This is a genomic window from Klebsiella ornithinolytica NBRC 105727 = ATCC 31898 (assembly GCF_001598295.1).
Classification (GTDB): Bacteria; Pseudomonadota; Gammaproteobacteria; order Enterobacterales; family Enterobacteriaceae; genus Klebsiella; species Klebsiella ornithinolytica.
In genome coordinates this window covers 152,616-178,710 of the sequence record NZ_BCYR01000003.1, presented here as the reverse complement: position 1 = coordinate 178,710, position 26,095 = coordinate 152,616, and the positions used below count along the sequence as shown (strand labels likewise).

General features: G+C 55.4%; 27 protein-coding genes. 13 read left to right on the top strand and 14 right to left on the bottom strand.

From position 1 onward, the window contains the following. Window positions 1-220 precede the first annotated feature (220 nt). Window positions 221-805, top strand: a complete 585-nt coding sequence (locus tag ROR01S_RS08380; RefSeq protein ID WP_064359310.1) for a dihydrofolate reductase family protein — start codon at window positions 221-223, stop codon at window positions 803-805. A 220-nt stretch (window positions 806-1,025) separates the two neighbouring features. Here ROR01S_RS08380 and ROR01S_RS25920 read toward each other — a convergent pair whose 3' ends face one another. From ROR01S_RS25920 to ROR01S_RS08365, 4 genes are all read right to left on the bottom strand, one after another. After that, window positions 1,026-1,367, bottom strand: a complete 342-nt coding sequence (locus ROR01S_RS25920; protein WP_073972281.1) for an energy transducer TonB — start codon at window positions 1,365-1,367, stop codon at window positions 1,026-1,028. Between the two features lie 267 nt (window positions 1,368-1,634). Next, window positions 1,635-2,195 (bottom strand): nucleotidyltransferase family protein, encoded by a 561-nt coding sequence (locus tag ROR01S_RS08375; protein ID WP_064359424.1) that lies wholly within the window; start codon window positions 2,193-2,195, stop codon window positions 1,635-1,637. A gap of 101 nt (window positions 2,196-2,296) precedes the next feature. Then, window positions 2,297-2,941, bottom strand: coding sequence for a TenA family protein (locus ROR01S_RS08370; RefSeq protein ID WP_064359309.1), 645 nt, complete (start codon window positions 2,939-2,941; stop codon window positions 2,297-2,299). Then, a complete protein-coding gene (locus ROR01S_RS08365; protein WP_064359308.1) occupies window positions 2,941-3,786 on the bottom strand; it encodes a BtpA/SgcQ family protein in 846 nt (281 codons plus the stop codon). Before ROR01S_RS08365 ends, ROR01S_RS08370 begins: the two co-directional genes overlap by 1 nt. Before the next feature lie 26 nt (window positions 3,787-3,812). Between ROR01S_RS08365 and ROR01S_RS08360 the strand changes: the two genes are divergently transcribed. After that, window positions 3,813-4,685, top strand: a complete 873-nt coding sequence (locus ROR01S_RS08360) for a PfkB family carbohydrate kinase (protein WP_004862238.1) — start codon at window positions 3,813-3,815, stop codon at window positions 4,683-4,685. A gap of 1 nt (window position 4,686) precedes the next feature. Here the strand turns inward: ROR01S_RS08360 and ROR01S_RS08355 are convergent, their stop codons facing one another. Next, a complete protein-coding gene (locus ROR01S_RS08355; protein ID WP_004862240.1) occupies window positions 4,687-5,640 on the bottom strand; it encodes an ABC transporter substrate-binding protein in 954 nt (317 codons plus the stop codon). A gap of 343 nt (window positions 5,641-5,983) precedes the next feature. On the opposite strand from ROR01S_RS08355, the gene ROR01S_RS08350 reads away from it, so the two are divergent. The 7 genes from ROR01S_RS08350 (at window position 5,984) to ROR01S_RS08320 (ending at window position 12,717) form a co-directional block, all read left to right on the top strand. After that, window positions 5,984-7,006 carry a LacI family DNA-binding transcriptional regulator gene (locus tag ROR01S_RS08350; protein ID WP_004862242.1) on the top strand — a complete coding sequence of 341 codons (1,023 nt, stop codon included), beginning with the start codon at window positions 5,984-5,986 and terminating at the stop codon, window positions 7,004-7,006. Between the two features lie 380 nt (window positions 7,007-7,386). After that, window positions 7,387-8,133 carry an ATP-binding cassette domain-containing protein gene (locus ROR01S_RS08345; protein WP_160873108.1) on the top strand — a complete coding sequence of 249 codons (747 nt, stop codon included), beginning with the start codon at window positions 7,387-7,389 and terminating at the stop codon, window positions 8,131-8,133. An 18-nt stretch (window positions 8,134-8,151) separates the two neighbouring features. Next, the gene (locus ROR01S_RS08340; RefSeq protein ID WP_004862247.1) at window positions 8,152-9,153 is read left to right on the top strand and encodes an ABC transporter permease; all 1,002 of its coding nucleotides are present in this window, start codon (window positions 8,152-8,154) and stop codon (window positions 9,151-9,153) included. Between the two features lie 7 nt (window positions 9,154-9,160). Next, entirely contained in the window at window positions 9,161-10,240 is a 1,080-nt protein-coding gene (locus tag ROR01S_RS08335) for a phosphotriesterase family protein (RefSeq protein ID WP_004862249.1), read from the top strand. Between the two features lie 13 nt (window positions 10,241-10,253). Continuing rightward, the gene (locus ROR01S_RS08330) at window positions 10,254-11,009 is read left to right on the top strand and encodes a glutamine amidotransferase (RefSeq protein WP_004862251.1); all 756 of its coding nucleotides are present in this window, start codon (window positions 10,254-10,256) and stop codon (window positions 11,007-11,009) included. Then, complete coding sequence (locus tag ROR01S_RS08325) at window positions 11,009-12,121, top strand: M20 family metallopeptidase (protein ID WP_064359307.1); 1,113 nt, start codon at window positions 11,009-11,011, stop codon at window positions 12,119-12,121. Before ROR01S_RS08330 ends, ROR01S_RS08325 begins: the two co-directional genes overlap by 1 nt. Window positions 12,122-12,288: 167 nt before the next feature. Continuing rightward, window positions 12,289-12,717 carry a cell envelope integrity TolA C-terminal domain-containing protein gene (locus ROR01S_RS08320; protein WP_064359306.1) on the top strand — a complete coding sequence of 143 codons (429 nt, stop codon included), beginning with the start codon at window positions 12,289-12,291 and terminating at the stop codon, window positions 12,715-12,717. Window positions 12,718-12,767: 50 nt separating this feature from the next. Here ROR01S_RS08320 and ROR01S_RS08315 read toward each other — a convergent pair whose 3' ends face one another. From ROR01S_RS08315 to ROR01S_RS08305, 3 genes are all read right to left on the bottom strand, one after another. Beyond that, entirely contained in the window at window positions 12,768-14,747 is a 1,980-nt protein-coding gene (locus ROR01S_RS08315; RefSeq protein WP_064359305.1) for a TonB-dependent receptor domain-containing protein, read from the bottom strand. 28 nt (window positions 14,748-14,775) lie between these two features. Then, complete coding sequence (gene yncE / locus ROR01S_RS08310; RefSeq protein WP_015584275.1) at window positions 14,776-15,834, bottom strand: 7-bladed beta-propeller protein YncE; 1,059 nt, start codon at window positions 15,832-15,834, stop codon at window positions 14,776-14,778. Between the two features lie 159 nt (window positions 15,835-15,993). Then, window positions 15,994-16,473 carry a DUF2938 domain-containing protein gene (locus ROR01S_RS08305; RefSeq protein ID WP_064359423.1) on the bottom strand — a complete coding sequence of 160 codons (480 nt, stop codon included), beginning with the start codon at window positions 16,471-16,473 and terminating at the stop codon, window positions 15,994-15,996. 77 nt (window positions 16,474-16,550) lie between these two features. On the opposite strand from ROR01S_RS08305, the gene ROR01S_RS08300 reads away from it, so the two are divergent. Further along, window positions 16,551-16,949: a MerR family transcriptional regulator gene (locus tag ROR01S_RS08300; RefSeq protein WP_064359304.1), complete on the top strand. Its 399-nt coding sequence runs from the start codon at window positions 16,551-16,553 to the stop codon at window positions 16,947-16,949. 325 nt (window positions 16,950-17,274) lie between these two features. After that, complete coding sequence (locus tag ROR01S_RS08295) at window positions 17,275-17,877, top strand: LysE family translocator (RefSeq protein ID WP_015584272.1); 603 nt, start codon at window positions 17,275-17,277, stop codon at window positions 17,875-17,877. Here the strand turns inward: ROR01S_RS08295 and ROR01S_RS08290 are convergent. After that, on the bottom strand, window positions 17,872-18,765 hold the full coding sequence (locus ROR01S_RS08290; RefSeq protein WP_048023635.1) for a LysR family transcriptional regulator: 894 nt from the start codon (window positions 18,763-18,765) through the stop codon (window positions 17,872-17,874). The two genes, ROR01S_RS08295 and ROR01S_RS08290, sit on opposite strands and share 6 nt — an antisense overlap. A gap of 126 nt (window positions 18,766-18,891) precedes the next feature. After that, on the bottom strand, window positions 18,892-19,791 hold the full coding sequence (eamA, locus tag ROR01S_RS08285; protein ID WP_064359303.1) for an O-acetylserine/cysteine exporter: 900 nt from the start codon (window positions 19,789-19,791) through the stop codon (window positions 18,892-18,894). Between the two features lie 193 nt (window positions 19,792-19,984). On the opposite strand from eamA, the gene ydeE reads away from it, so the two are divergent. Together ydeE and ROR01S_RS08275 are read left to right on the top strand one after the other, a co-directional pair. After that, window positions 19,985-21,181, top strand: coding sequence for an efflux MFS transporter YdeE (gene ydeE / locus ROR01S_RS08280; RefSeq protein ID WP_015584269.1), 1,197 nt, complete (start codon window positions 19,985-19,987; stop codon window positions 21,179-21,181). 117 nt (window positions 21,182-21,298) lie between these two features. Continuing rightward, window positions 21,299-21,769, top strand: a complete 471-nt coding sequence (locus tag ROR01S_RS08275; RefSeq protein ID WP_048023699.1) for a helix-turn-helix domain-containing protein — start codon at window positions 21,299-21,301, stop codon at window positions 21,767-21,769. 47 nt (window positions 21,770-21,816) lie between these two features. On the opposite strand, the gene urtE is transcribed toward ROR01S_RS08275, so the two are convergent. From urtE to urtB, 4 genes are read right to left on the bottom strand one after another with little or no spacing between them, the layout of a single operon-like run. After that, window positions 21,817-22,515, bottom strand: a complete 699-nt coding sequence (urtE, locus tag ROR01S_RS08270; protein ID WP_064359302.1) for an urea ABC transporter ATP-binding subunit UrtE — start codon at window positions 22,513-22,515, stop codon at window positions 21,817-21,819. Between the two features lie 9 nt (window positions 22,516-22,524). Beyond that, window positions 22,525-23,322 carry an urea ABC transporter ATP-binding protein UrtD gene (urtD, locus tag ROR01S_RS08265; protein ID WP_004862320.1) on the bottom strand — a complete coding sequence of 266 codons (798 nt, stop codon included), beginning with the start codon at window positions 23,320-23,322 and terminating at the stop codon, window positions 22,525-22,527. Then, on the bottom strand, window positions 23,322-24,395 hold the full coding sequence (urtC, locus tag ROR01S_RS08260; RefSeq protein ID WP_004862322.1) for an urea ABC transporter permease subunit UrtC: 1,074 nt from the start codon (window positions 24,393-24,395) through the stop codon (window positions 23,322-23,324). Before urtC ends, urtD begins: the two co-directional genes overlap by 1 nt. Then, window positions 24,395-25,960, bottom strand: a complete 1,566-nt coding sequence (gene urtB, locus ROR01S_RS08255; protein ID WP_048023646.1) for an urea ABC transporter permease subunit UrtB — start codon at window positions 25,958-25,960, stop codon at window positions 24,395-24,397. Before urtB ends, urtC begins: the two co-directional genes overlap by 1 nt. Between the last annotated feature and the right edge of the window lie 135 nt (window positions 25,961-26,095).

Genomic DNA, 26,095 nt, shown 5'->3' with positions numbered 1-26,095 from the left:
CTTGATCCAATACAACTTGAGCGTGCCCGGGAACACCTTCGTCACCCTCTCCGGTGTGATGAGCGGTGGATGGACAAATCAAAGTAACGATACCTCTGTTTTTTCCGGATGCGTAAGCACGCAAGATAGCGTTGGAGAAAATGGGGGCGATAGAAAGCGGGAAGCAAACCCTGGCGCACCTCGCAGGCTATGTAATCAAAACCTAATCAAAGAGAAAATCATGAGAAAAATAGTTTCGTTTGTCCATGTGTCGCTAGATGGTTTTGTCGCTTCTACCGCAGAGGGCCCGGCGGGTCTGGCCTGGATAAGCATAAGCCCCGACCTGTTTGAATACGTAGAGCAGCGAATTCAGCAAACCGACACCGCCTTATATGGGCGCACCACCTACCAGATGATGGAATCGTACTGGCCAACGGCTGCCGACAAGCCTGACGCCAGCCCACATGACCATGCGCATTCGCGTTGGTATAAATCTGCCCACAAAGTGGTGTTGTCGAAAACCCTTCTGGAGAAAAATCACCCTAATACGCAAATTATCAGTCGCAATTTAAGCGGCGAAATCAGCAAGCTCAAGCAGAGCGCGGGTAGCGAAATCTTAATGTTTGGTAGTCCCTCAGCTACTCACTCGCTAATGGCGGAAAACCTTATTGATGAGTATTGGCTATTCGTCAATCCGATTCTGCTGGGGCAAGGCATTCCCTTGTTCCAAAATATAAAACACAGAACCTCACTCACGCTGGTGAAGAGTCACGTTTTCCCGTCGGGCGTAGTGTGTCTGCAATACGAGGTGAAACGAAATCAATAATGCCAGGTTCCGATAGTTCAGCAACAGGAATAAAACTCCGGGCGGCTGCATTTCTGCAAAAGTGTAGCCAATCGATGTTTTGCGCTATGTGTCTACCCTGATTGACAATAGCGCCTAAGGGGTCGCAACATCCGCTCCTGGCACGCAGCGGACTTTACTTACATAGATGATGCGCGTCAGGCTGCTGGTCACAAAAGTTTCTTGCACCTTCCTGGTGGTGCTACCGTCTGGGGGGATTAATAATGACTACTATTCTGTTATCTGTTGCCGGTTTTCCTTTTTCATACCGCCATTCATTCTTCATTTTACTGATGACTATACGCTCTAACTCCGGCGTCGTTGTCGATTCAAGGATTTGTGTATTCTGAACTCTTCCGTCTGCATCAACATCAAATTGTATCCGCAGTACATTCGGCAGTAGCTTTCCGTTCTTATCATGAATGGCGATTGCTGTATTTGCAGAGGAAGTGCTGCCAGATGGAATGCTGTCTCCGGCCTGTGGGCCAGAGCAGGCTACCAGAAGCAATGACAGGATGAGAGTGAGTGGTCTGATAGATTTCATAAAGCGTCCATGTCTTAAAATTAACCCTATAATAGACATCCTTAATAGTTAAGTACTCGGCCGAAACAACACGATGATGTATTGTCCTCTGGAGCACAATCTTATCCAATGTATTGGCGTACATTGGGGAAAATTAGGGCGGTGTAATGTTGTCATTGCGCTGTGGTCTGATGAAAATCGTGCGCTCTCGATGATGGCCTGCCGATGTAAACAAGTCTTTCATTTTCATCATCTCCAACGATAATCCGCTATAACCCCAGGCCCACACTATGCGGGCAGGATTAGCTGCAAATCCGGATAGCGTTCCAGCCACCGTTTTGCCACGACACGCTGCCAGAAAACATCCCGCTTATCGCTCTCAAAGAATGGCGTTGCCCGAAGACGTCGTTCAAACAGATCGTCGAGCCCATAAGGCGCAATGATCTCAAGAAGGGTGGAACGGCCTATTCTGACCGCGACGGCCGTCGCCGTCTCAGGCCAGTAGCGAAGAGCATTCGCTGTCGAGCAATAGGGTTCATTATCATTACGTTGATGCATCCTGGCTTGATTCTTCACCGACCAGTTAAAGACCGGTAATTGCCGGCTGAGCGTCTCTTCCAGAGCGCTATCAACAACTGAACTGCAGTTTTTCGGGTCGAACCAGACAACGTCCACATCACCCGAGACTGGCCTTTGCCCGTATCCGTGCAGATGATCCCAGACCGCATCTCTGACCAAGCCGGCACCAATCCAGCCATCGCTGAGTTCCAGCGCCTGAACGGCATACAGCGCCTTCATTCTTATCGGGTCGTTTAACAACAGGTCCTGCAATACGTCCTGATATTTCATCATTTCCCTGAAAACAGTGATTAAGGTTGCTATCTGCCTGATAATAGCATCAATGTCCAGGGGGGCGCCGCTGCTGGCGCCCCCCTGCTATTACCTCGCGGCTAATCCTCGTACGCGGCGTGGTGGAAATCAATTTCCCACTGCAGCACATCCCCGTACAGCGCCGACAGCACCTGCTTTTCGTTTTCACTCAGCGCCATGGCGCAGCGATCGAGTTCGTTCTTCAGCCAGAGAGCCTGCTGATAAAAGTCGTCTTCGGCGTGCATTACCACCCAGCGCCTGACGTCAGCATCGCTCTGACGATGCTCGCTCGCCCCCCGGCACCAGGAGTAGTACATCCATTCCGCCCCGAACATCATGGTAATGATCTGTTCATAGTTGCCCGACCGGGCTGTCCGCAGCATGCCGTCGCGAAAGCGCTGCACGGCTGGCAAATCGTGCGGATAATCCGCGGGATTAATCCGCCGGTCAGACAAGACCTGTTCAAACCACGCAATCTGCGTGTCTACCAGCGCGTTCAGTACGCCGATGAGCCAGCGCTGCTGCTGAATATCCGGCGCCTTGCTGACCCCGAGGGCGAAAATCGCGATTGCCGTGGCGACAAAGTTGCCCTCAAACACCAGATAGCGGTTGAATACGGTTGTCGGCAGACGATCCTGTTCAATATCAACCACAAAACGGTGCCTCTGCATCGTCTGCCAGACCTGCTGATGTTCGCGCAGCAGGCGATCGCTAAATGCTTCCATTATGCCTCCTCCAGCGCGGCCTGGGCGACGGACATAAAATGCTTAACCCGGGCCAGCTCTACGTCGTTCCACCAGACGCCATCAACCTTCATGGTGCTGGCCACAATGACTCCCTGAGTCCGTCCGAGGATCTGGCTGACATTGGCTGGTGTCACCCCCGAGCCCACTAATAACGGTAGCTCTGTCGCCGCGCGAATCTCATCAATTTCCGCCATCGTGGCGCTATCGCCGGTGCGCTGACCCGTGGCAATCACCGCGTCGGCCTCGAAAAAGTCCACATCGCGAGTCAGCTCCTGAATCGAACGATCGGCAACGATAGCATGGCTGCCGTGCTTAACGTGGCTATCGGCAAAAACGCGGATATGTTCAGCGCGCAGCATGCTGCGATAGCGCAACGCCCTGGCCGCCGCCCCTTCAATAAACCCTTCGTTGGCGATATAAGCATTGGCCCACTGATTGACGCGAATGAAATCGGCGCCCCCCGCCAGAGCGATAGCCATCGCCGGAATCGCAGCGTTTGCCAGGACATTAATTCCCAGCGGTACGCCAAAACGCTCGCGTACTTTCTCGGTAATGACCGCCATCAGCGCCGAGGTTTCATGACCGATATCTTCAGGTTTAGAAAAAGGGATATCGCCATGATTTTCAACAATCAAGCCATGAACGCCTCCAGAAATATAATTTTCAGCATCCCGAAGCGCACGCTCGACAATATCACCCACTGATTTCCCTCGATATTTAGGCGTGCCGGGAAAAGGATCGCAATGAATAACACCTATAACAACTTTACTACGTGAAAAAATAGCTTGTATTGCATTCATTTTTTCTGCTGAGATAGCAATCATCTTATCCATCCTGTTAAGGGAACACTATGCGTGTTTACGTTATCGGCAATATTACCGTAGATGAAACCTGGTCTGTTTCGGATATACCAAAAAAAGGCACTTCAATTCATGGCGTTAAAGTTTCGCAGGATATCGGCGGTAAAGGCGCGAATCAGGCGATTATATTATCCCGCAGTGGAATAGAAACGCGCTTAATTGCTGCCACAGGAAATGACAGCAATGGAATCTGGATTCGTCAGCGGATACAAAATGAAGCATTGACGTTGCTACCCGACTGCCATTTTAACCAACATAGCGATACCTCGATTATTTTAAATAGCGCTGATGGCGATAATGCCATCATTACCACTACCGCCGCCGCCGATACATTCCATCTTGATGATATAATTCCACACATGGCCGATGCCGCCGCGGGCGATATTTTGCTACAACAGGGCAATTTCTCCCTGGAGAAAACGCAGGCGCTATTCCAGTACGCCAGAACCCGCGGTATGACAACGGTATTCAACCCCTCACCGGTCAATCCTGACTTTTGTCATCTGTGGCCGCTTATCGACATCGCAGTGGTCAACGAATCAGAGGCTGAATTGCTCCAGCCATACGGCGTAAAAACCTTAGTGATTACCCAGGGGGCAGCAGGTGCCTGGCTGATCCGTGATGGCCAGCGTCAGTTTTGCCCCGCCGCCCCCGCCGAGGCGCTTGATACCACCGGCGCGGGCGATACGTTCCTCGCTGTGATGCTGGCATCCGCGCTACTGCGCGACGTCGAACCAGATCGCCTGGCGCTTGCCCATGCCAGCCGTGCTGCCGCGATTACCGTTAGCCGCCGGGGCACGCTCAGCGCGTTTCCCGATGCTCAGGAACTCGCCGCCCTGTTAGCCACGGGCGGCGCGCACTGACCTACTTAAACAGCGAGCGGTAGCTATCAACGTTCGCTTTGGTCACCACCGTTGCCGGAACCAGAATGGTTTTCGGCACGGTTTTTCCCGACGTAATGCTGTTCAGCGCCTTGAGGGCTTCGGCCCCCATCTTTTCCGGATCCTGTTGCAGTACGGCGGTGACGTATCCGCCGTCAATACCCGAAATCGCCTTCGCCGTCAGATCCCAGCCAAAGACTTTAATATCTTTCTGACGCCCCTGGTTCTCCACCGCGGCAATGGCGCCCAGCAGCGCAGGTTCGCCGGTAGCATAGATAGCCGTCAAATCGGGGTTGCCGGTAATCAGGTTTTCCGCCGCGGTCATCGCTTTATCCTGCACGTTCTGCCCGTCGACGACGTTGGCGATGGTAATTTTCGGGTTGCTTTTCAGCGTCTCTTCGAAGCCCTTCTGCCGCTGGTTCTGAATCGCCGAGTTCAGGGCGCCGACGATCCCCAGCCGCGCCTGGCCGCCCATCTCTTTCTGCACGTAGTCAACGAAGTATTGGCCAATAATTCTGCCGCCTTCGATATTATCCACGCCCACCTGAGCCGCCTGAGGCCCGGCCGGTAATACGGCATCAATAGCAATCACAGGAATGTTAGCAGCGGCGGCTTCTTTTACCGCGGGCATAATTCCGTTAACGTCGATAGCGGCAACCAAAATGCCCTTAACACCTTGCTGAATATAGTTTTCAATCGCGTCATTTTGCGCGACGGGATTGTCGTTAGAGTTAAAAATAACTAAATCCTTACCGCTGGCTTTTGCTGCATCCTGAGCGCCTTTATTCATCAAATTAAAAAACAGAGCCTGCTGATTGATCTGTACCAGTGCATAAGTGGGAGCGGCGGCACTGGCGGTAGAAATAAAGCTCACTGATGCCAGCATCGTCGTTGCTATAGCAATAAAACGCAGTTTTCCGGTGTTAAATAACATCATCAGTATCCTCGTCGGGAATAGTTGATAGCCAGCAGAGTTCCGCGTCGCATGCGAACGCAGAAGGATTATTTTTTGGCGGGCAAATATCGTCTATATGGCCAGAACGATCGTCGAACGTTCGGCTGGACCTGCTTAATTTCATTCCGGCAACCGGTCCGTGTCGGTGCGCGACTGGAATGAGTTAAACGGGTTTGGGAATGACTTCCCGGATGATGCGGTAAACTGTCTATACAATTCTCCGCCATTTAAAATTTGTCAAGCATTTATTTAAGGATATTGTTAACAGAGATATTGCTGTATCCACCGCGCTTAACTATGTTACAGATAGCCGATTCTGGCAGAAATGGCGCAGGAAATGAGTATAAAACGCGTATTATTATCCGACGTGGCAAAGCTGGCGGGCCTGTCGAAGGCTACCCTGTCGCGCTATATGAACAACAGTATTGTGCTGCCGCAGGAAACCATCGACCGCATCGAAACGGCAATACGCGAACTGGACTATCGCGGTAATAGCCTCGCACGCCGTCTGAGTAAAGGCGGAAGCGAAACCCTTGGCCTGGTGCTGCCCGACATCACCAACCCCTTCTTTGCCGAACTGGCCGATGCCGCCGAAGAGGCCGCCTCTGCCAACGGCTACAGCCTGGTACTGTGCATCACTCGTAATAACCCGGAAAAAGAGTGTCAGTTTATACGCTGGCTGGATACCTGCCAGGTCGATGGTCTGCTGTTCACCACCAACCGCCCCGATAACGGCCTGCTACGCAAAGAGGTTCAGCGCCACGAACGCATTGTGCTGCTGGATGAGGACATTCCCGGCAGTAAAGTTCCTAAAGTCTTTGCCGATAACGTCCAGGGCGGGCGGATTGCGACCGAAAAACTGATCGCCGCCGGGCATCGCCATATCGCTTTCGTCGGCGGTCCGGACAAGCTGATGAGCGTCCGCGAACGCTATCAGGGCTTTTGCACCGCCATGAAGCAGGCCGGTCTGAGCTGGCCCCCCGAATGGGTTATGTACGGCGACTACCAGCGCGAGTTCGGCCAACAGGCGCTGCAGTATTTGTTTAGTCAGCCGGTTCGCCCTACTGCCGTCTTCGCCGCCAGCGACTATCTGGTGCTTGGCCTGCTCGACGGGCTGCGCGCCGGCGGACTGCAGGCGCCGGAGGCGCTGTCGTTAGTCGGCTTCGATGACGCCAGCTATGCCGATTTCACCCAGCCGCGTATTTCAACTATCCGCCAGCCCGCCCGGGAGCTGGGCCGCACAGCGGTGAACATCATGATGCGCTTGCTCAACGACGACAAAGATATCCCGGCAGAGACCCGCCTGCCGGTGGAATGGATTGGCCGCGACTCGATCAAGATTTGTTAAGCGCGTCCCAAAATGGCGCAAAAGCGCCCAGTTTTGGCGCAAAAAACGTTCAACCTGCCATCTCTTCACTATAATCAGTAAACCGGTTTACCGGAATGTAATCAAGAAACACTATCTATTACATAAGGTTAAGTCACAGGGCTGCGGTGTTGTTCCTGCCCTGGCACGGATGCTGCAATGTTCTTACTGGCGAACAAATATCTTACATAGCGTTTGACCAGACTGTGTTGGCGAGTGCTCCACTCCGCAGGTAAACCGGTTTACTAGAATGTAAACCGTGTCGGATGGGGTATCTCCCGCAGGCTGGCGAACATTTTCCCGGCAATAGCGATGGGAGTTATCAGATGCAGCAGCCACAAACTACCCCGCCAAGGGTGGAGATGATCAATATCACCAAGACCTACGGGTCGATACGTTCGTTGCGCGGAGTCAACCTGGAGCTGGCTCCGGGCGAGGTGCTGGGATTAGTGGGCGATAACGGCGCGGGGAAATCAACCCTGACCAAAGTACTATCTGGCGCGGTGATCCCCTCCAGCGGCACTATTCGTATCGACGGTGAACAGCACCAGTTTGCTAATCCGGCCGATTCGCGTCGCTGCCATATCGAGATGGTGTATCAGGATCTGTCGCTATGCGACACGGTCGACGTCGCGGGCAATCTGTTTATGGGGCGCGAGCCGATGAAATCGCTCCTCGGCATCCCCTTTCTCGACGAAGCCAGAATGCACGCCGATGCCCGGGAGATGCTAAAAGGGCTGGGAATTTCCATTCCTGATACTCGCCTGTTGGTGCGAAATCTTTCCGGCGGCCAGCGCCAGGCCATTGCCATCGCCCGCGCGGCGGCTTTTGATCCGAAGGTGCTGATCATGGACGAGCCAACCGCCGCGCTGGCCGTCGCGGAAGTTGAAGCGGTTCTGGAGCTAATTCGTCGCGTTTCCGCTCGCGGCGTGAGCGTTATTCTGATTACCCACCGCCTGCAGGACCTGTTCCTGGTCTGTGACCGGATCATGGTGATGTATGAAGGTACCAACGTCGCCGACCGGCGGGTGGCCGACACCAGCCTGAGCGATATCGTTAACCTGATTGTGGGCGAGAAATTCACCGCCCGCTCTGCGGCTGCACATTGAGGTAACAGGATGAGTATCATGAACTTAAGCAGCTCCCGCATGATCCAGCATTCGCTGCCGCGCCGCCTGCTGCATAACCACTCGGGCGTGGTGAGCATCGCGCTATTTTTTGTCTTCTGCTGCGTGGTGTTTTCGCTGATTACCGGCAATTTCCTCACCGGCACCAACTGGCTGAATATCATCCGTCAGAGCGCCCCGCTGCTGATCGTCGCAACCGCAATGACCCTGGTGATTACCACCGGCGGCATCGACCTGTCGGTGGGATCCACCCTCGCGCTGGTCGGCGCGCTTTCCGCTATCGCCCTGAACAACTGGGGACTGCCGTGGCCGGTGGTTTTGCTCGGCGGTCTGCTGCTCGGCGGATTAGTCGGCGCCATCAACGGCTTTTTTATTGCCTATGAAGGCATTCCGGCGTTTATCGTCACCCTCGCCACCCTGGCCGTTGTGCGCGGTATCGCGCTGCTGGTGACCCAGGGCTATTCGATTCCGCTTCCCGCTGACAGCCTGTTTACCTTTATAGGGCGCGCGTGGGTCGTGGGTATCCCCATGCCAGCGCTGATTGGCATTATGGTTCTGATTATCGGGCATATCGTTCTCAACCATATGCGTTTTGGCCGCTATGTGACGGCTATCGGCGCGAATGCCGAAGGCGCACGACGCAGCGGGATTAACACCAAAGCGGTGACCATGAAGGTCTATATCATCAGCGGAATGGCCGCCGCGCTGGCCGGAATGATTATTACCGCACGTCTCGGCAGCGGCTCCTCCAACCAGGGCGAAGGTTTTGAACTGCAGGTCATCGCCGCCGTTGTGCTCGGCAGTACCAGCCTGTTTGGCGGCTTCGGGACGATTATCGGCACGCTGCTCGGCGCGCTGTCGATTGCGGTGATTCAGAACGGGCTGATCCTGTCGCATATTTCACCGTTCTACACCCAGATAGCCACCGGCACTATCATCCTGCTGGCTATCTGGCTGAACACCCGCATTCTCAACCCCACGCGCTCGGCGGCAAAAGGATAGATAGCTGATGAAAGGATCAATTTTTCGCCATCCCTCCCCGCTGCCGGTCGGCGTCAGCAGCGGTTACGTCATGACGGTGCTGGGCCCGCTGCCGATTAGCGAGATGGGCGTCACGCTGATGCATGAGCATATTCTGCTGGACGCGTCCGGCAAATGGGTGCCGCCCTGCTGCTGTAGCGATCGCCATCTAGCCGAAATGCCGGTGAAGATGGAAAACCTCGGCGAACTGTCGCTGAACCCGCTGATGAGCCGCGATAACTGCCAGCTGTTTGATGTCGACGTCGCGATTGAAGAACTGACCAAATATCGCGCGCTTGGCGGGGAAACGGTGGTCGACCCGACCAATATCGGCATTGGCCGCGACCCCAAAGCGCTGGCGCGCATCGCGCGTCTGACCGGTCTGAACATTGTTATGGGTACCGGCCTCTATCTGGAGCCGTCACACCCCGAGTGGGTAAAAACCAGCAGCGTCGAACAGCTGGCCGAACGGCTGATTTACGATCTTGGCGGCGCGGAGGAGAAACCGGAGGTGCTCGCCGGGCTTATCGGCGAAATCGGTATCTCAAGCCGTTTTACGCCGGATGAAGAGAAGTCTCTGCGCGCGGCCGGCCGGGCCAGCGCCGCGACCGGCGTGCCGATCGAGGTCCATCTGCCGGGCTGGGAGAGACTGGGTCATCGGGTGCTGGATATTCTCGAACAGGAAGGCGCCGATCTCCGTCATACGGTGCTGTGTCATATGAATCCCAGCTTTGCCGATAAGCGCTACCAGCGCGAACTGGCGCAGCGCGGAGCGTTTCTCGAATACGACATGATCGGCATGAGCTACTACTATGCCGACGAGTCGGCGCAGTCGCCCTCCGACGAGGAGAACGCCCGTGCGATTCGCGAGCTGATTGACGATGGCTATCTCCAGCAGATTTTGCTGTCGCAGGATGTGTTCCTGAAAACCATGCTCACCCGCTACGGCGGCCACGGTTACGGCTACATACTCAAGCACTTTGTTCCTCGTCTGCGGCGCCACGGCGTCAGCGGCGAACAGCTTGAAACCTTGATGATTGGCAATCCCCAACGGGTCTTTGGCGGATAAAAGGAAACTCATAATGCAGAAAAAAATCTTACTGGTCGGGGAATCCTGGACCAGCACTTCAACGCACATTAAAGGCTTCGATCAGTTTGCCACCGCTACCTGGCACACCGGCGCAACGGATTTTCTCGCCGCGCTTGCGGACAGTCATTACGCGATTACCTACATGCCTGCCCACGCGGCGGCGACCGACTTCCCGCTGACTCAGGAAGCGCTGCGGCAGTGGGATGCAATTATCCTGTCGGATATTGGCGCCAATACGCTGCTGCTGCATCCGGATACCTGGCTGAAAAGCCGGCGCACCGCCAACCGGCTGACGCTGATCCATGACTACGTTGCCGCCGGCGGTGCGCTGATGATGATTGGGGGCTATTACAGCTTCCAGGGAATTAACGGCGGCGCACGCTATCGCCATACCGCGGTGGAGAAAGTTCTGCCGGTGCGCTGTCTGGCATGGGACGATCGTATTGAAACCCCGGAAGGTTGCTATGCCGAAGTGACAGAATCTCACGCCCTGTTTAACGATATTCCTGGCGAATGGCCGTGGCTGCTGGGCTATAACGAAGTGGAAATGCATCCGCAGGGCAAACTGCTGGCTACCGTCGCCGGAACCGGTCATCCGCTGCTGGCTATTCGCGAATATCAACAGGGTCGCTCGCTGGTGTGGACCAGCGATATGTCCGCACACTGGCTGCCGGAAGAGTTTGCCAAATGGCCCGGCTATCGCCAGCTGTGGATTAACTGCCTCGACTGGCTGACGGAACGCGACTGATGACCACCACCCTTCAACTGGCCCGGCAGCTGCTGGGCTTTAACACCATCAACCCGCCGGGTAGCGAAGCTGACTGCATGCGCTTCTTTGCCGACTGGCTTCAAGAGAGCGGCTTTGAGGTTTCGCTGTCGTCGTTCGGCGAGGGACGCAGCAATCTGATCGCCAGTCTGCCCGGGATGACAGCCGGTAAACCGCTGGCTTTTACCGGGCATCTGGATACCGTGCCGCTTGGGAACGCGCAGTGGCGCTACGATCCTTTCGGTTCACAGACGGAGGACGGTCGTCTTTATGGACGCGGCGCCAGCGATATGAAAGCAGCGGTGGCGGCATTTGCCGTCGCCTGCGTTCATCAGCGGGAAACTATTCTCGCCGGCAGCGGTGCGGTATTGCTGATTACCGGAGGGGAAGAAACCGGCTGTGACGGCGCCCGGGCGCTGATCGCCTCCGCTCCGTTGCCGGAGATCGGGGCGCTGATCGTCGGCGAACCCACCGCCAATTACCCGGTTATCGGGCATAAAGGCGCCCTCTGGCTACGTTGTGAAACGCGAGGGAAAACCGCGCACGGCGCGATGCCGGAACTGGGGATTAACGCTATCTATCTGGCGGCGGATGCGGTAGGTAAGATTCAACATTTCTCGCCAGGCGCGCCGCATCCGCTGATGAAACAGCCCACTCTTAACGTCGGACGTATCGAAGGCGGGCTCAATATCAACTCCGTGCCGGACCGCACGCGTTTTGATGTCGATATCCGTAGCGCGCCCAATTTACAGCACGCCACTATCCGGCATCGATTGACCACGCTGCTTGGTGAGAGCGTCACGGTGTCGACATTGGTTGACCTGCCCGCGGTACTGAGCGAAGCGGACCACGTTTGGATAAAGCAGGTTTATCAACGCTGCCAGCCGCTGCACGATCGGCCGCTTGAGCCGCGCGTGGTTCCCTACTTTACCGATGCCTCCCTGCTGCTGCCTGCGCTGGGCAACCCGCCCTGTATTATTCTCGGCCCCGGCGAGCCGTCTCTGGCTCATCAAACCGATGAGTACTGCCTGCTCAGCCGACTGGAGGAAGCGGAACAGCTGTACGGAGAAATTATCCGCGACTGGATGCGGTAATCTGCCTGCCGGAGTCGCATAAAAGTGACAGCGTCACACGGAAAGAATGCCTGCGTTCGAACCTCCGCAGGCACACTCGTTGATAAACATTTGAATACCCTCGCTGAATAGCAGAGGATGACCGCATATCACGCCGAATTTATCCTACCAGGCAAGGAGGCATTACCATGACCGTGAGACGCAGTCCGCTACTCTTTTGTTTCCTCTCTTTACTCCTGACGGCCTGCTCAGGCACCGCTTCCCCACCTGAGAGCGCTGAAAAGGCTAAATTATCGGCAGAAGTGGATAAGCTGTTTGCAGATTATGAGATGGGGTCAGACAATTCGCCACGGGCGACTAATTTGCGCTATCTGCATCAGGTCAGAACGGCTATCTTCGCTAAAATAGACCAGCCGCAGGCGTATCAGGGGCAAAAATGCTCCGTGCGCTTAACGTTCCAGCGTGACGGGAAGGTGCAGAATCCAACGGAAGCGCATGGCGATCCGGCTTTATGCGCGGAAATTATAGCCGCGCTACAAGAGGCGCAGATTCCGCCAGCCCCGGATGAACAAACCTATCAGACATTCAACAATGCCATTATGGATTTCAGACCGTGAGCGGGATTTCCGCAATATTGTCTCAGGGGCCCTTGGCCCCTGCATCATTCTCAGAACTCCACGCGGCCGCCGAAATTATAGCGCCGCCCTTCCAGCATCGCGGTCTGCCTGTAGGTGGTGGTGTAAACCGGATTCACATCAAACAGATTGTAGATCCCGCTCATCAACGTGACGTGTTTATTCAGATGGTAACGCGCGCCTAAATCAACCAGCGCATAGGCATCCGTTGAGCTGGACTTGCCGATATCCGGCGAGTTGCTGCGCCAGCTCGCCTTGGTCCACAGCTCCAGATCGGACGTTGTATTCCACGACAGCGAAACGTTGGCCATACTGCTCGGAAAATCATTTAGCGCATAGCCCTTATACTCACCGCTTTTCTGTTCACTGTGGGTATAGGTATAGTTGGCGTTGGCCTTCAGCGCCGCGGTCACCTGCCAGTCGCCGTTCAGCTCCAGGCCATAGATCTCCGCATCCCCGACGTTAATATATTGCGACACGCTATCAGCGGTATAGCCATTGTATTGACACTGTTGGCTGGCCGATGAGGTACAGATGGTGTGGTCGCTGATTTTATCTTTAAATTTGGTATGGAAAAGCGTCGCATCCAGCGCCAGCGCGTTTTGCTGCCAGTACACGCCCAGTTCGGTGTTGATGCTCTGTTCCGGCTTCAGATCGTCGTTGCCGATACCAATCTCAGAATAGGGATAAGCACCATAGACGCTGGTAAAACCGGCGTTGTTCTGCCGTAAATCCGGTTTTTTGTAACCGGCGGAGACGCCCCCTTTCAGCGCCCAGGTCTCGTCGATAGTCCAGTTACCATACAGCTTAGGCGTGACGTGATAGCCAAAGTAGCTATCATGATCCAGGCGCGCAGAGGTGGTCAGCGTAAAGTCCGGCACCATCATCCATGCATCTTCCGCAAAAACCGCCCAGCCATGACGCGTGATTTTACTCACCGGAGTGACGCCAGGCGCCTGCTTATCCGCGATACCGAAGGTGTCATTCAGCTCATTGCGCGTGAAGTTTACGCCTAACGTCAGCTTGTGATCGGCCAGAGTAAAGGTATTCGCGCTATTGGCCTCAAAATTATTCTGCTTAATAAATTGCGAATCCATCCCGGGCACGCGGTACTCCGTGCGGGCCTTCTCGTAGCTGATAAAGTTCTTCACCTCCACCAGATCATCGCCGTACCAGGCATGCTGTGACAGTGAGGCCGCGTCGCGGTCAAAGCCCCAGTACCACGCTTTATCGTTATGGGTTTTCTCCTGATTGCCTTTAGAGGCGTTCAGATCCCAGAGCTGAGTATCGGTTGGCGACAGAGAAATGGTGGCGTCCAGATTCCCGGCCTGATGCTTCACGAAGCGCTCTTTGGTTGGGCTATCATCATCGCGACGATCGAGGTAGTCTGCGCCCACGCTGATCCCGAGTTTGCCCGGGATGACAGGCCCCATCAAGAAAGCGTTGGTCTGATTAGTGTTGCCGTATTCACTTTTTTCCTGCAGGAAGTAATTATCCTCCAGCACCCCGGTCCATTTTTCGAGGTTCCAGGACTTTTTGGTGATGACGTTGACCACGCCACCAATCGAGTCAGAGCCATACAGCGAGGACATGGGGCCGCGAATGACCTCCACCCGATCAATGGCAGCCAGCGGCGGCATAAAAGCCACTTCGCTACCAATGTGATGCCCGTAGGGGCGGGATTCGCGGGTAGACTGCTTGATACCGTTGACCATAAACGAGGTATAGGTCGAATCCATACCGCGCATCTGTACATCGCCGGTCGCCAGACTGCCGTGACCGTTGCCCACCAGCACGCCCGGCATCTCGCGCAGCGCTTCCGCGACATTCTGATTGGAACGGGTATTCAGCGCCTTCTCATCAAGCACCGAGATCGTCGCCGGCGCCTCGCGCCTCTCCTGGCTGAAACCCGTGGCGGTGACTACCATCTGCTCTTCGTTTACGGCAACGCTATCTGCAGCGTAGGCAGCCGCGGGCAGATTGACGAAGGCGAGCGCAATCGCCACCTCCATGTGTGTCTTAATCGTCACAAAAAAGTCCTTAGAATTTAGTTAGATCAATCTTGAGAACGTAGTCAGCCTGGTCGCTTTTTTCGTCCTGTTTGACGCTGGCATAAAGCGTTCCGGCATCCGCAGAAAGCGCCAGACTGTTGGGCATGGCCGCCGTTTTGATGGCGTGTTTGAGATGATGGGTTTTTGCGTCGATGACGCTAATCGAGCGATCGTTGCGATGGGTAACGTAGATTTCATCGCGCGCGGCGTTATAGAGCACGGCGACCGAATTGGGCGAGGCAATACGATCCACCAGCTTGCCGGAGTCCAGCCGCACCACCAGCACATCGCGGGTGTTGGTATCAGCGATATACCCGACTCCTGCGGCGCTGTTCAGGGCGATATTGAGGAAATAATGGTCCGGTTCAGCCGGGTCGACCTTCACGCGGGCAAGGAGCTTCGACGTTTTGCCATCGAGGGTCACCAACTCCCCATTGCCGGTAACTACATACACTTTGTTACCCGCGTCATCAACGGCAAACCCCACCGGTTCGAGATGATTCAGCGTTTCGCTAAGCTGCTGCTTTCGCGTATCGACAACCCACAGCAGCCCTTTGTCTTTGCGCCCGATCCCGGACACATACAGACGTTGATTTTGCTTATCCAGCACCACTTCGCGCACGTGAGCCTGTTTCTCAGGATCCGCATCATCGCTTAGCTGAATAGTTTTAATCACCTTATTGGTCAACGTATCCACGAGCGTTAGCGAACCATCCAGCGCATTGCCCAAATACAGGATATGGTTTTCTTCATCCAGAGAAAGTGCAAAGGTACGCCGTTCGGTGGCTATCTTCTGATTAATCTGCAGAGAATCGGCCGCCAGCCGAAATACAACGCCCGTCGTTTTATCTTTCTCAAACGAGGGCGCTGAGGCGGCATAGAGCGTCTTCTGACTGTTATCATAAGCCAGCTCATAAACGCCGTGGCCAAGAGGCTGTGAGCGGAAGGCCTGCTCGGTAAAATCCTTAGCCGAGACAGAGAAAACAGGCAGAGAAGATGAAATGGCCAGCGCGCAAAGCGTTACTTTCGTCAGGGATACGGTAGACATGTAATTTTTCTTTACAGTAGTTTACGGAATGCAAACATTAATGAAAACAAATATCATTTGCAATTGCATTTATCTTCATATTCCCTACCATTTTTTGTGCTAGCGTTGAAGCCGCCGCGCTATAAGCTGGTGAAATGACCGGACGAAAATGCTTTATCTTCAGGCGCTCATCATCAGGGCTGAGATATACAGCCCTCCCCCATACGCCAGATGCGTGAGCAGACTGAGCAGACGAGCCAGCCAGGGACGAGGAGTTCGTGAAGCAGCGAAACCAAAACCCAATGCCGGCTGCAGAATGATGAACGGAGCAAATAGCGTCGATAAACCGGCCAGAAGACCGACTTTAAGAGAGGGCTCGCTGAACCAGGCGGTTGCGTTCAGAATAAGCGGTACAAAAGCAAAAACGACCCCGATCAGGTAGTGGAACATCCAGCCGGTGAACATCTCCCCTTGTATTCGCGGCGTTGTCGCAATCGTATAATGCCAGTACTTTCCTCTGGGCAACCATAAAATCCAGCGCCCAACCAGCGCATAGTTTAGCGGCGGCGCTTTGAGCAGGTATTTCTGCAAAAGTGACCAGATATCCATGATCAGCGTGGCGCCGATGCCTGTTATGACCGTTTTACCGAGAATAATCATATCCAATGTCTGCTCCTTATTGATGGAATGCTAAGCTGACAGCCAGTGTGCAACTTAAAGTGAGGTTTAAGTCAACAATGAAAGAACGGGATATCAGAGAGATCGCTGACCTTGCCGGGGTTAAACCCTCTGCATTGCGATATTACGAAACGAAAGGATTAATTCGGCCTGTCGGGCGAAATGGTCTTCGCAGGCAGTACCATGAGAATGTGCTTTATAAACTGCAACTCATTGCGCTGGGACAGGCCGCAGGGTTTTCTCTGGATGAAATCGCCGTGATGATCGGTATGGAAGCTCATCCAGATATTAATCGCGAACTGCTCCACAAACGCTCACGGGAAATTGACGTGACCATTCGCAGACTGCAATTATTAAGCCGCGGACTAAAACATGTTGCGCGCTGTACTCAGCCCGAGCATACCCATTGTGAGGAATTCAAGAGAATCGTTTCACGAGGACTTCGACTGGTCAGGTAACATTTCCCAGCGAGCATATGCTGATTATGCCACCGCCTCTCAGAATGCGCGTCGGGTTAGCCCCGTCTGCTACGTGTACAGGGCCGCCGGTCGCCCTGCCAACTTAAAAAAACAATAAATTCATATCATTACAACGATAAACAAACCTCAGCGCCCCGGTAATGAGCCGGGCTTTATGGCCACTGTGCGGTGAAAACATCAAATACACCTTTAGAGAAAAGCCACTTACTCTAATGCCCATTTATAGGTAGCCTGTCGGGATATCAGCAACGCTATTGGATAATACTCCCATGCTGATTAAACATTTAACATTCGCGGAGAAATAATGATTTTAATTGTTACGATGTTTATATTTTCCCTCACTATGTCATTTTCACCAGGCCCGGTAAATATGATCATTATATCGTCAGCGGCGGCGCATGGATTTAGAAAAACCTTCCCGTTTGTCTCTGGTGCGACAACAGGATTTACTGCCTTGCTTATATTCGTTTGTTTCGGATTCTACGCTGCAATTGAACAGCACCCGTTATTTTTCAAATATCTCAACGTTGCTGGCGCAGTATTTATCATGTACCTGGGTTATAAAATAGCGTCGTCCCACCCTGATTTGTCATTACAAAAAGCAGAGACCCCAGGTTTCATTCAGGGTTTTTTAATGCAATGGTTCAACCCGAAAGCCTGGACTGCCTGCGCATCAGGAGCGGCGTTATTTTCCGACCCGGCAACCAGAACAACGGTATCCGTCTTTATCATGATTTATTTTTTAGTCTGTTATCTCTCACTGGCTTCATGGGCAGTCCTTGGTGACAAAGTGTCAATGCTGCTCAGGAGCAGACAACGTATCCGTACGTTTAACTTATTGATGGGCAGTTCGCTGATCGTTACGGCTGGCTACATGCTCTGTCTGCCATTCCTGAATCATTCATAATTTATGCGACTCAAAGGAATTATAAATATTATTAATCAATTTGTAGGCAATACTGCTGGTCGATATATTCGCCGGCCATATGGCGTATACCTTTAGAGGTTCTAATGACCAGTCCGGGAGTACTTCCTGCATTTCTGCGCGCTTAACATCATTCTCACTCAGATAGCGAGGGGGAGCGGCCAGTCCAATGTGTTGCTTTGCAAGAGCATAGGCCGCTTCAACATTATCAACGACAACCGTTGGCGTATACTTTACTAACGCCACCTCGCCATTTTTATGCCTGAACGCCCGTTGGTTCTGCCTCATGGTCAGTCCAATCCAGGGCAGTGGTTCAAGATCATCAGGGTGGTTGATGGGCTTATATTGGCTTAACAACGCCTTTGATGCGACGAGCTGCCGGGGCAGCACAAAAAGATGCCGGGCTTTGAGTGAGCTGTCCGGGAGCTCCCCAATCCGAAAAGCAACATCAATACTCTCTCCGATAATATCTTTCCGCGTGTCGCTATAAGAAATATTGAGGAAAACATCCGGATATTCCTTTATAAAAACCGCAAGATGACGAGTAAATGCGCTATTGATAAAAACGGCAGGAACAGAAATATGCAGCTTGTTAGCCGTTGATATAGACCGCTGCTTAAATTCAATAACCCCCTTCTCATACAGCTCCAGCATAGATTTGGCCGTCTCCAGCAAACTGAGGCCATCGTGAGTCAGAGAGAGTTTCCGGGTATTTCTATATAGCAGAGCACTACCCAGATTTTTTTCCAGTTTTGCCAGATGCGTGCTCGCCGTTGCGGTCGTCAGCCCTAAAGCTTCTGCGCCACCTGAGATGGATCCCGCCTCTACAATTTTTGCAAAAACGATCAGGTAGCGGATGTCATCAATCATTTATATTCCTTTGGTCACTCATTCGCTTTGCCCCTGAGCCTAACCACATCATGGTCAAAGACCAGCGACAAGCAACCCTGGCGCCGTCATGCAAAAAACATCCCTGTCCAGATATATGGCCTTTACTTATCTTGGGACCACGCCCGTCCGCCAGGTCCGCAGGCCGAAAACGTTGATATACAGCCCGGCCATAATCAAAACGGCCCCCAGCAGCTGCAAGCCGTTCAGCGTTTCGCCGAGCAACAGCGCGGCGCTGGCCATCCCCACTACCGGCACCAGCAACGACAGCGGCGCCACGCGCCAGGTTTCATAGCGCCCAAGCAGCGAGCCCCAGATGCCGTAGCCCACAATCGTGGCAATAAACGCCAGATAAAGCAGCGAGAGCACGGTCAGCATATCAATATGAATCAGGCTCGCCATCATCGTCTGCGGGCCATCGATCGCCCATGACGCCAGCATAAACGGCAGCACCGGAATCAGCGCGCTCCACACCACCAGGGACATAATCTGCGGTTTCTCGGCGCGGGACATGATCTTCTTATTAAAGATATTACCGCACGCCCAGCTCAACGCCGCCGCCAGAGTCAGCATAAATCCGACGACCGGAACATGCTGGCCGCCGAGGCTGGCTTCCACCAGCACCAGGATGCCAAAAATAGCCAGCGCAATCCCGGCCAGCTGTTTTCCCTGCAGGCGTTCACCGAAGGCAAAAGCGCCAAGAATAATGGTGAAGAACGCCTGCGCCTGCAGCACCAAAGAGGCCAGGCCAGCGGGCATCCCAAGATTAATTGCGCAGAATAAAAAGGCGAACTGACCAAAGCTGATGGTCAGGCCATAGCCGAGCAGCAGGCGCAGCGGGATTTTGGGACGGGCAACAAACAACAGCGCCGGAAAGGCCACCAGTAAGAAACGCAGTCCCGCCAGCATCAGCGGCGGCATATTGTGGAGTCCGACCTTAATCACCACAAAATTCAGCCCCCACACCACTACCACCAGCAGCGCCAGCAGCCCGTCTTTACGTGTCATACCCTGCCTCTGTTGTTATATGAATTTTTGTGAACAAAATCAAAGTACCCAAAAAAGCGCCCGCCGGATAGATCATTATTTTTAGCAGGGTACCAAAGCACATGATGACACCGGGTTGCGCTATACAAGGTCCTGAGAGCATGGTATTTCTGAGCAGTACCACATAAAAAAAACATTTCATCAGGCAAACAACATGATACCGACCATCAGGCGCTCCACCATCGCGCTGCTGGCATCCTCGCTGCTGCTGACTATCGGCCGTGGTGCAACGCTGCCCTTTATGACCATTTTCCTCACCCGCCAGTACCAGCTTGAGGTGGATAAAATTGGCTATGCGCTCTCCATCGCCCTCACCGTCGGCGTCGTCTTTAGCATGGGGTTTGGCATTCTGGCCGATAAGTTTGATAAAAAGCGCTATATGCTTATCGCCGTGCTGGCCTTTATCTGCGGCTTTATCGCGATTCCGCTGGTCAATAGCGTAAGCCTGGTGGTGTTTTTCTTTGCTCTGATCAACTGCGCCTACTCCGTCTTCTCCACCGTGCTGAAGGCGTGGTTTGCCGATGTTCTGTCGCCGGAAAAGAAAGCGCGGATCTTCTCCCTCAACTATACCTTTCTCAACATCGGCTGGACCGTCGGCCCGCCCATCGGCACGCTGCTGGTGATGCACAGTATCAACCTGCCATTTTGGCTGGCGGCGGCCTGCGCCGCATTGCCGCTGGTTGGTATTCAGCTCTTCGTTCAGCGCTCCTCGGCGACCATTGCCCAGGATAATGCCACCCAATGGTCGCCTTCCGTGTTGCTGCGCGACCGCGCGCTGATGTGGTTTACGCTTTCCGGCCTGCTGGCCTCGTTCGTCGGCGGTTCATTCGCCTCCTGTATTTCGCAGTATGTGCTGGTGGTCGCCGATAGCGATTTTGCCGAAAAGGTGGTGGCGGTGGTACTCCCGGTCAACGCCGCCGTGGTGGTTGCGCTGCAGTACGCCGTCGGCCGTCGCCTGAGCGCCAGGAATATTCGTCCGCTCATGACCTTTGGTACGTTCTGTTTCGTCCTCGGTCTGGGGGGATTTATTGTTTCCGACAGCAGCCTGCTGCTATGGGGGCTCTCTGCCGCCGTGTTTACGCTTGGCGAGGTCATTTACGCGCCCGGTGAGTATATGCTGATTGATAACATCGCCCCCGCCGGCATGAAGGCGAGCTACTTTTCCGCCCAGTCGCTGGGCTGGCTGGGCGCCGCCTTCAACCCGATGATTACCGGATCTATCCTGACCCATATGCCGCACTGGTCGCTGTTTGTGGTGCTGATGCTCGCTATTATCGTTGCCTGGCTGATGATCTTCCGCGGAATGAAAATTCGCCCGTGGCAGAATGGCTGTTCGGCCGTCAGCGCGTAACCCCAGGCGTCATGCGGCTGTCGGGTTAATGTCGTGCAACTGTCGGCTGCGGATCGTGGTGCCCGACAGAGCCCGGCGCCACACTCCATCTCAGGTTTTCACCCGGAGATAGACATGATGAACAGCACTAATCAGGTTAAACAATTACGTCTACAGCGCGCCTGGTCCCAGGAGCAGCTGGCAGAACTTGCCGGCCTCAGCGTGCGGACAATTCAGCGCATTGAAAACGGCGACCGCCCAGGGCTGGAAACGCTGAGCGCCCTTGCCGCCGTCTTTGAAGTTAACGTTGCCGATATCACCGGTGACTCCCCGGCGGGGCACGAAGAGTCTCTCGATTTACGCATCGAAGAGGCAAAAGCGCGCGTGCATCAGGAAAGCCGCTTTTTCCGCTCACTGTCGACCGCCGTGGTGGTATGCGTGTTGCTGGTTTTACTTAACCGGTTTACCAACCCGGAGAACAACTGGTCTGCCTGGGTCGCCGGGATCTGGGGGGCGTTGCTGCTGGTGAGAGGCATGCGATTGTTTGTTTTCGGCGGATGGATCCGCAGCTGGCGTCAGACGCGGCTGCAGCGACTGCTGCGCAAATAGCGACAGGAGCGGGGAAGACGCTTATCGGCCCTCACGGGCCGATAAGGTTAAATCGTCACCATGCCGCGCACCCCTTCCGCTTCCATCGCCGCGCCGTTCCCCTGTTGAATAATCGTTCCCCGCGACATCACCAGATAGCGATCGGCCAGCGCCGCGGCAAAGTCATAAAACTGCTCGACCAGCAGAATGGCCATATCGCCACGGTTCGCCAGCTGGCGGATCACCTCGCCAATCTCTTTGATGACCGACGGCTGAATACCTTCCGTCGGCTCATCCAGAATCAGCAATTGCGGCCGGCTGGCCAGCGCGCGACCGATAGCCAGCTGCTGCTGCTGACCGCCGGAGAGATCGCCGCCGCGCCGCTGTTTCATGGTTTTCAGCACCGGAAACAGCTGATAAATCTCCTCCGGTACCTGCCCGGCCTCGCTGGCCGGAAACCGCGACAGCCCCATCAGCAGATTCTCTTCAACCGTCAGGCGAGGAAATATTTCACGACCCTGCGGCACATAGGCAATACCGGCCTGCACCCGCTGGTGCGGTTTACGCTGGGTGATGATTTTCCCCTGCCAGATGACTTCACCGCTGCGCGCCGGGATCAGCCCCATCAGGCACTTCAGTAAGGTGGTTTTACCCACGCCATTGCGCCCCAACAGACAGGTGACCTCGCCTTGCCGGGCCTCAAAATCGACCCCGCGCAGAATGTGGCTGCCGCCATAGTATTGATGTAACTGATTAACCTGTAACATTCGCTCTCCTTAACGACCGAGATACACCTCAATCACCTGCTCATTCGCCTGTACCTCGCGGAGCGAGCCCTCTGCCAGTACCTGGCCCTGATGCAGCACCGTGACCCGATCAGCGATGGTTTCGACGAACCCCATATCGTGCTCCACCACCATCAGGGAATGTTGCCCGGCCAGGGTGCGGAACAGCTCGGCGGTATACTCGGTTTCAGCATCGGTCATCCCGGCAGCGGGCTCATCCAGCAGCAACAGATGCGGCTCCTGAACCAGCAGCATGCCGATCTCGAGAAACTGTTTTTGCCCGTGAGAAAGCAGCCCCGCCGGGCGCGCGCGTTCGCCATCAAGACGCAGCAGGCGCAGAATGTCGCTGATGCGGTCCTCCTGCTCGCCGTTCAGCCGCGCCCGCAGGCTGGCCCAGACCGACTTATCGCCTTTCAACGCCAGCTCAAGATTTTCGGCGACAGTCAGCGCCTCAAACACCGTCGGTTTCTGAAACTTGCGGCCGATCCCCTGGCGGGCGATAGCGATAGGATCAAGCCCGAGCAGATCGATCGACTGGTCATACCGCGCCCTGCCGCTCTGCGGCCGGGTTTTGCCGGTAATGACATCCATCAGCGTCGTTTTCCCGGCGCCGTTCGGCCCGATAATACAGCGCAGCTCGCCCACGCCAATCTGCAATGAGAGATCCGTCAGCGCCTGGAAACCATCAAAAGTGACGTTGATGTTCTCCAGCTCGAGCACCGGGTCGGTCTGCTCGCGAAAGCGGTCCGTGGGCTGCTGGCGGGTAAACAGGCCTTCATCCGGTTGCATTAGCGGTCTCCTTTGCGCAGCAGGCCAATAACCCCGCGAGGTAGAAACAGGGTCACGATGATAAAAATCAGACCAAGGAACAGCTGCCAGTATTCCGGCATAGTGACGGTGAACAGGCTCTTCGCTCCGTTCACCAGCCCGGCGCCAAGCACCGGGCCAATTAAGGTGCCGCGACCGCCAAGCGCCACCCAAATAGCCGCTTCAATGGAGTTGGTTGGCGACATTTCGCTGGGGTTAATAATGCCCACCTGAGGCACGTACAGCGCCCCCGCGAGGCCACACAGCACCGCCGACAGCGTCCACACCAGCAGCTTAAAGCCGCGCGGATCGTATCCGCAGAACATCAGCCGGTTTTCCGCATCACGCACCGCCGTCAGGACACGGCCGAATTTACTCTGCGCCAGCAGATAGCCGATCCCTAACGTCAGCAGCAGCAGTAAAACCGTGACCATAAATAGCGCGGCCCGCGTGGTGGTCGCGGTAACGGAATAGCCAAGCAGCGTGGTGAATCCGGTAAAACCGTTGTTGCCGCCAAAACCGGTTTCGTTACGGAAAAAGAGCAGCATGCCGGCGTAGGTCAACGCCTGGGTCATGATCGAGAAGTAGACCCCTTTGATTTTAGAGCGGAAAGCAAACCAGCCGAAGACCAGGGCCAGTACGCCCGGAACCAGCACCACCAGCAGCATCGCCCAGGCAAAATGCTGGGTTCCCCACCAGAACCACGGCAGCTCGCTCCATGACAGAAAAGACATGAATGCCGGCAGACCATCGCCCGCCGCCTGGCGCATCAGATACATCCCCATCGCATAGCCGCCGAGGGCGAAAAAGATGCCGTGGCCCAGCGACAGCATACCGGCGTAACCCCAGACCAGATCCAGCGCTACGGCGACAATCGCGTAACAGAGAATTTTACCGCTGAGGGTCAGCAGCCAGGTGGAGACCGCCAGCGGATGTGACTGCGGCAGCAGCGCCAGAAACGGCATGCTCAGCAACCCCAGCACCAGGAGTACACCAAGCCATTGCAGCGATCGCGGCGCCTTACGCGCTAATGTTAAGCTAATTGGTTGGCTCATCAGTCAATAACCCTCCCTTTTAAGGCAAACAGACCCTGCGGACGCTTCTGAATAAACAGGATGATCAGCACCAGGATCAGGATCTTGCCCAACACTGCCCCGAGCTGAGGTTCGAGGATTTTGTTGAAGATGCCGAGGCCAAAGGCAGCCACTACGCTCCCCGCCAGCTGGCCGACGCCGCCGAGCACCACCACCAGGAAGGAGTCGATGATATAGCCCTGGCCCAGTTCCGGGCCGACATTTCCCAGCTGCGACAGCGCCACACCACCCAGACCGGCGATACCCGAACCGAGACCAAATGCCAGCATATCCACTCGCCCGGTTGGCACGCCGCAACAGGCGGCCATCGCCCGGTTTTGGGTCACCGCCCGCACGTTCATGCCTAAGCGGGTTTTATTGAGAATTAACCAGGTGAAGAACAGTACCAGCAGCACAAAGCCGAGCACCGCCAGGCGGTTCCACGGCAGGATCAGGTTCGGCAGAACCTGCAAGCCGCCGGAGAGCCAGGCCGGGTTTGCCACTTCCAGGTTCTGGGCGCCGAACAGCATGCGCACCAGCTGGATCAGCATCAGGCTAATCCCCCAGGTGGCCAGCAGCGTCTCCAGCGGCCGGCCGTAGAGATGACGAATGATAGTGCGTTCCAGCGCCATACCGATGCCGCCGGTTATCAGGAAAGCGACCGGCAGCGCGACCAGCGGATAGAACGCCAGCCACTGCGGCGCCAGCTGTGCCAGCGCTTGCTGCACCAGCCAGCAGCTGTAGGCGCCGATCATCAGCATCTCGCCATGCGCCATATTGATGACGCCCAGCAACCCGTAGGTGATGGCCAGCCCCAGCGCTGCCAGCAGCAGCACCGACCCCAGCGATAGCCCCATGAATGCCTGGCCGAGAATATCGCCGAGCAGCAGACGCTGTTTAATCTGGCTCAGGCTGTTTGCCGCCGCATCGCGCACGCGGGCGTCAGGCTCATGTTGAAGATCGGTATAGGGAATCAGCAGCGCCTGAGTCTCCGGATCCACGGCGTGACCGAGCTGTTCAACGGCGGCCAGCCGTCTGGCGCTGTCCGGGCTGGCAAGCTGCAGGCGGGCCAGCGCAATGTCCAGCTGCGTTTTAACCCCCTCATCGGTTTCAACCGCCAGCCGTTGTTGCAGCAGCCCCGCCATTTCCGGCGTCGCCTCCCGCTGTAGTGTTTTGACGGCTGCCGCCCTCTCCGTGACACTGTCACTGAAAAGCAAATGGGTGGCCAACGCCCCGGCGACCAGGTTACGCAGGCGGTTGGTGAGGCGAACCGGTTTTGTCGCCCCTTGCAGAGTGCGCGCGGCCCCCAGCGCCTGTTGCTGGCTGAAGGCGTGGCCACTGTCATCAGCCACCAGGGTTTCCGCTTTCAGCGCCCGCAGCAGCGGCAGCCGCCGGGCATCGGGCGCGGCGGCCCACTGTTCCAGCAGGCGCGCCTGCTGGGTACGGTTGGCCGTCACAAAATCATCCGCATCCGCTGCCTGCGCCCGCCACGGCACGATCATCACCAGTAGCGCGAGGTAATACCCCACTATGCGCCATGTGCTCATGAGTATCTCCTTGTGTCATTTCCCCGTTAACGCTAACGAGGGTCGCGCGGGATTCCGGGATATCCCCGGCAGCGCTGGCGCTTGCCGGGGCTACTTATGTCGCCCGGGCAAGGCGTTCGCGCCCGGGAAAGAGGC

Coding starts and splice junctions, on each gene's coding strand:
- ROR01S_RS08380 (WP_064359310.1), top strand. CDS start 221: ATGAGAAAAATAGTTTCGTTTGTCCATGTGTCGCTAGATGGTTTTGTC.
- ROR01S_RS25920 (WP_073972281.1), bottom strand. CDS start 1,367: ATGAAATCTATCAGACCACTCACTCTCATCCTGTCATTGCTTCTGGTA.
- ROR01S_RS08375 (WP_064359424.1), bottom strand. CDS start 2,195: ATGAAATATCAGGACGTATTGCAGGACCTGTTGTTAAACGACCCGATA.
- ROR01S_RS08370 (WP_064359309.1), bottom strand. CDS start 2,941: ATGGAAGCATTTAGCGATCGCCTGCTGCGCGAACATCAGCAGGTCTGG.
- ROR01S_RS08365 (WP_064359308.1), bottom strand. CDS start 3,786: ATGATTGCTATCTCAGCAGAAAAAATGAATGCAATACAAGCTATTTTT.
- ROR01S_RS08360 (WP_004862238.1), top strand. CDS start 3,813: ATGCGTGTTTACGTTATCGGCAATATTACCGTAGATGAAACCTGGTCT.
- ROR01S_RS08355 (WP_004862240.1), bottom strand. CDS start 5,640: ATGATGTTATTTAACACCGGAAAACTGCGTTTTATTGCTATAGCAACG.
- ROR01S_RS08350 (WP_004862242.1), top strand. CDS start 5,984: ATGGCGCAGGAAATGAGTATAAAACGCGTATTATTATCCGACGTGGCA.
- ROR01S_RS08345 (WP_160873108.1), top strand. CDS start 7,387: ATGATCAATATCACCAAGACCTACGGGTCGATACGTTCGTTGCGCGGA.
- ROR01S_RS08340 (WP_004862247.1), top strand. CDS start 8,152: ATGAACTTAAGCAGCTCCCGCATGATCCAGCATTCGCTGCCGCGCCGC.
- ROR01S_RS08335 (WP_004862249.1), top strand. CDS start 9,161: ATGAAAGGATCAATTTTTCGCCATCCCTCCCCGCTGCCGGTCGGCGTC.
- ROR01S_RS08330 (WP_004862251.1), top strand. CDS start 10,254: ATGCAGAAAAAAATCTTACTGGTCGGGGAATCCTGGACCAGCACTTCA.
- ROR01S_RS08325 (WP_064359307.1), top strand. CDS start 11,009: ATGACCACCACCCTTCAACTGGCCCGGCAGCTGCTGGGCTTTAACACC.
- ROR01S_RS08320 (WP_064359306.1), top strand. CDS start 12,289: ATGACCGTGAGACGCAGTCCGCTACTCTTTTGTTTCCTCTCTTTACTC.
- ROR01S_RS08315 (WP_064359305.1), bottom strand. CDS start 14,747: ATGGAGGTGGCGATTGCGCTCGCCTTCGTCAATCTGCCCGCGGCTGCC.
- yncE (WP_015584275.1), bottom strand. CDS start 15,834: ATGTCTACCGTATCCCTGACGAAAGTAACGCTTTGCGCGCTGGCCATT.
- ROR01S_RS08305 (WP_064359423.1), bottom strand. CDS start 16,473: ATGATTATTCTCGGTAAAACGGTCATAACAGGCATCGGCGCCACGCTG.
- ROR01S_RS08300 (WP_064359304.1), top strand. CDS start 16,551: ATGAAAGAACGGGATATCAGAGAGATCGCTGACCTTGCCGGGGTTAAA.
- ROR01S_RS08295 (WP_015584272.1), top strand. CDS start 17,275: ATGATTTTAATTGTTACGATGTTTATATTTTCCCTCACTATGTCATTT.
- ROR01S_RS08290 (WP_048023635.1), bottom strand. CDS start 18,765: ATGATTGATGACATCCGCTACCTGATCGTTTTTGCAAAAATTGTAGAG.
- eamA (WP_064359303.1), bottom strand. CDS start 19,791: ATGACACGTAAAGACGGGCTGCTGGCGCTGCTGGTGGTAGTGGTGTGG.
- ydeE (WP_015584269.1), top strand. CDS start 19,985: ATGATACCGACCATCAGGCGCTCCACCATCGCGCTGCTGGCATCCTCG.
- ROR01S_RS08275 (WP_048023699.1), top strand. CDS start 21,299: ATGAACAGCACTAATCAGGTTAAACAATTACGTCTACAGCGCGCCTGG.
- urtE (WP_064359302.1), bottom strand. CDS start 22,515: ATGTTACAGGTTAATCAGTTACATCAATACTATGGCGGCAGCCACATT.
- urtD (WP_004862320.1), bottom strand. CDS start 23,322: ATGCAACCGGATGAAGGCCTGTTTACCCGCCAGCAGCCCACGGACCGC.
- urtC (WP_004862322.1), bottom strand. CDS start 24,395: ATGAGCCAACCAATTAGCTTAACATTAGCGCGTAAGGCGCCGCGATCG.
- urtB (WP_048023646.1), bottom strand. CDS start 25,960: ATGAGCACATGGCGCATAGTGGGGTATTACCTCGCGCTACTGGTGATG.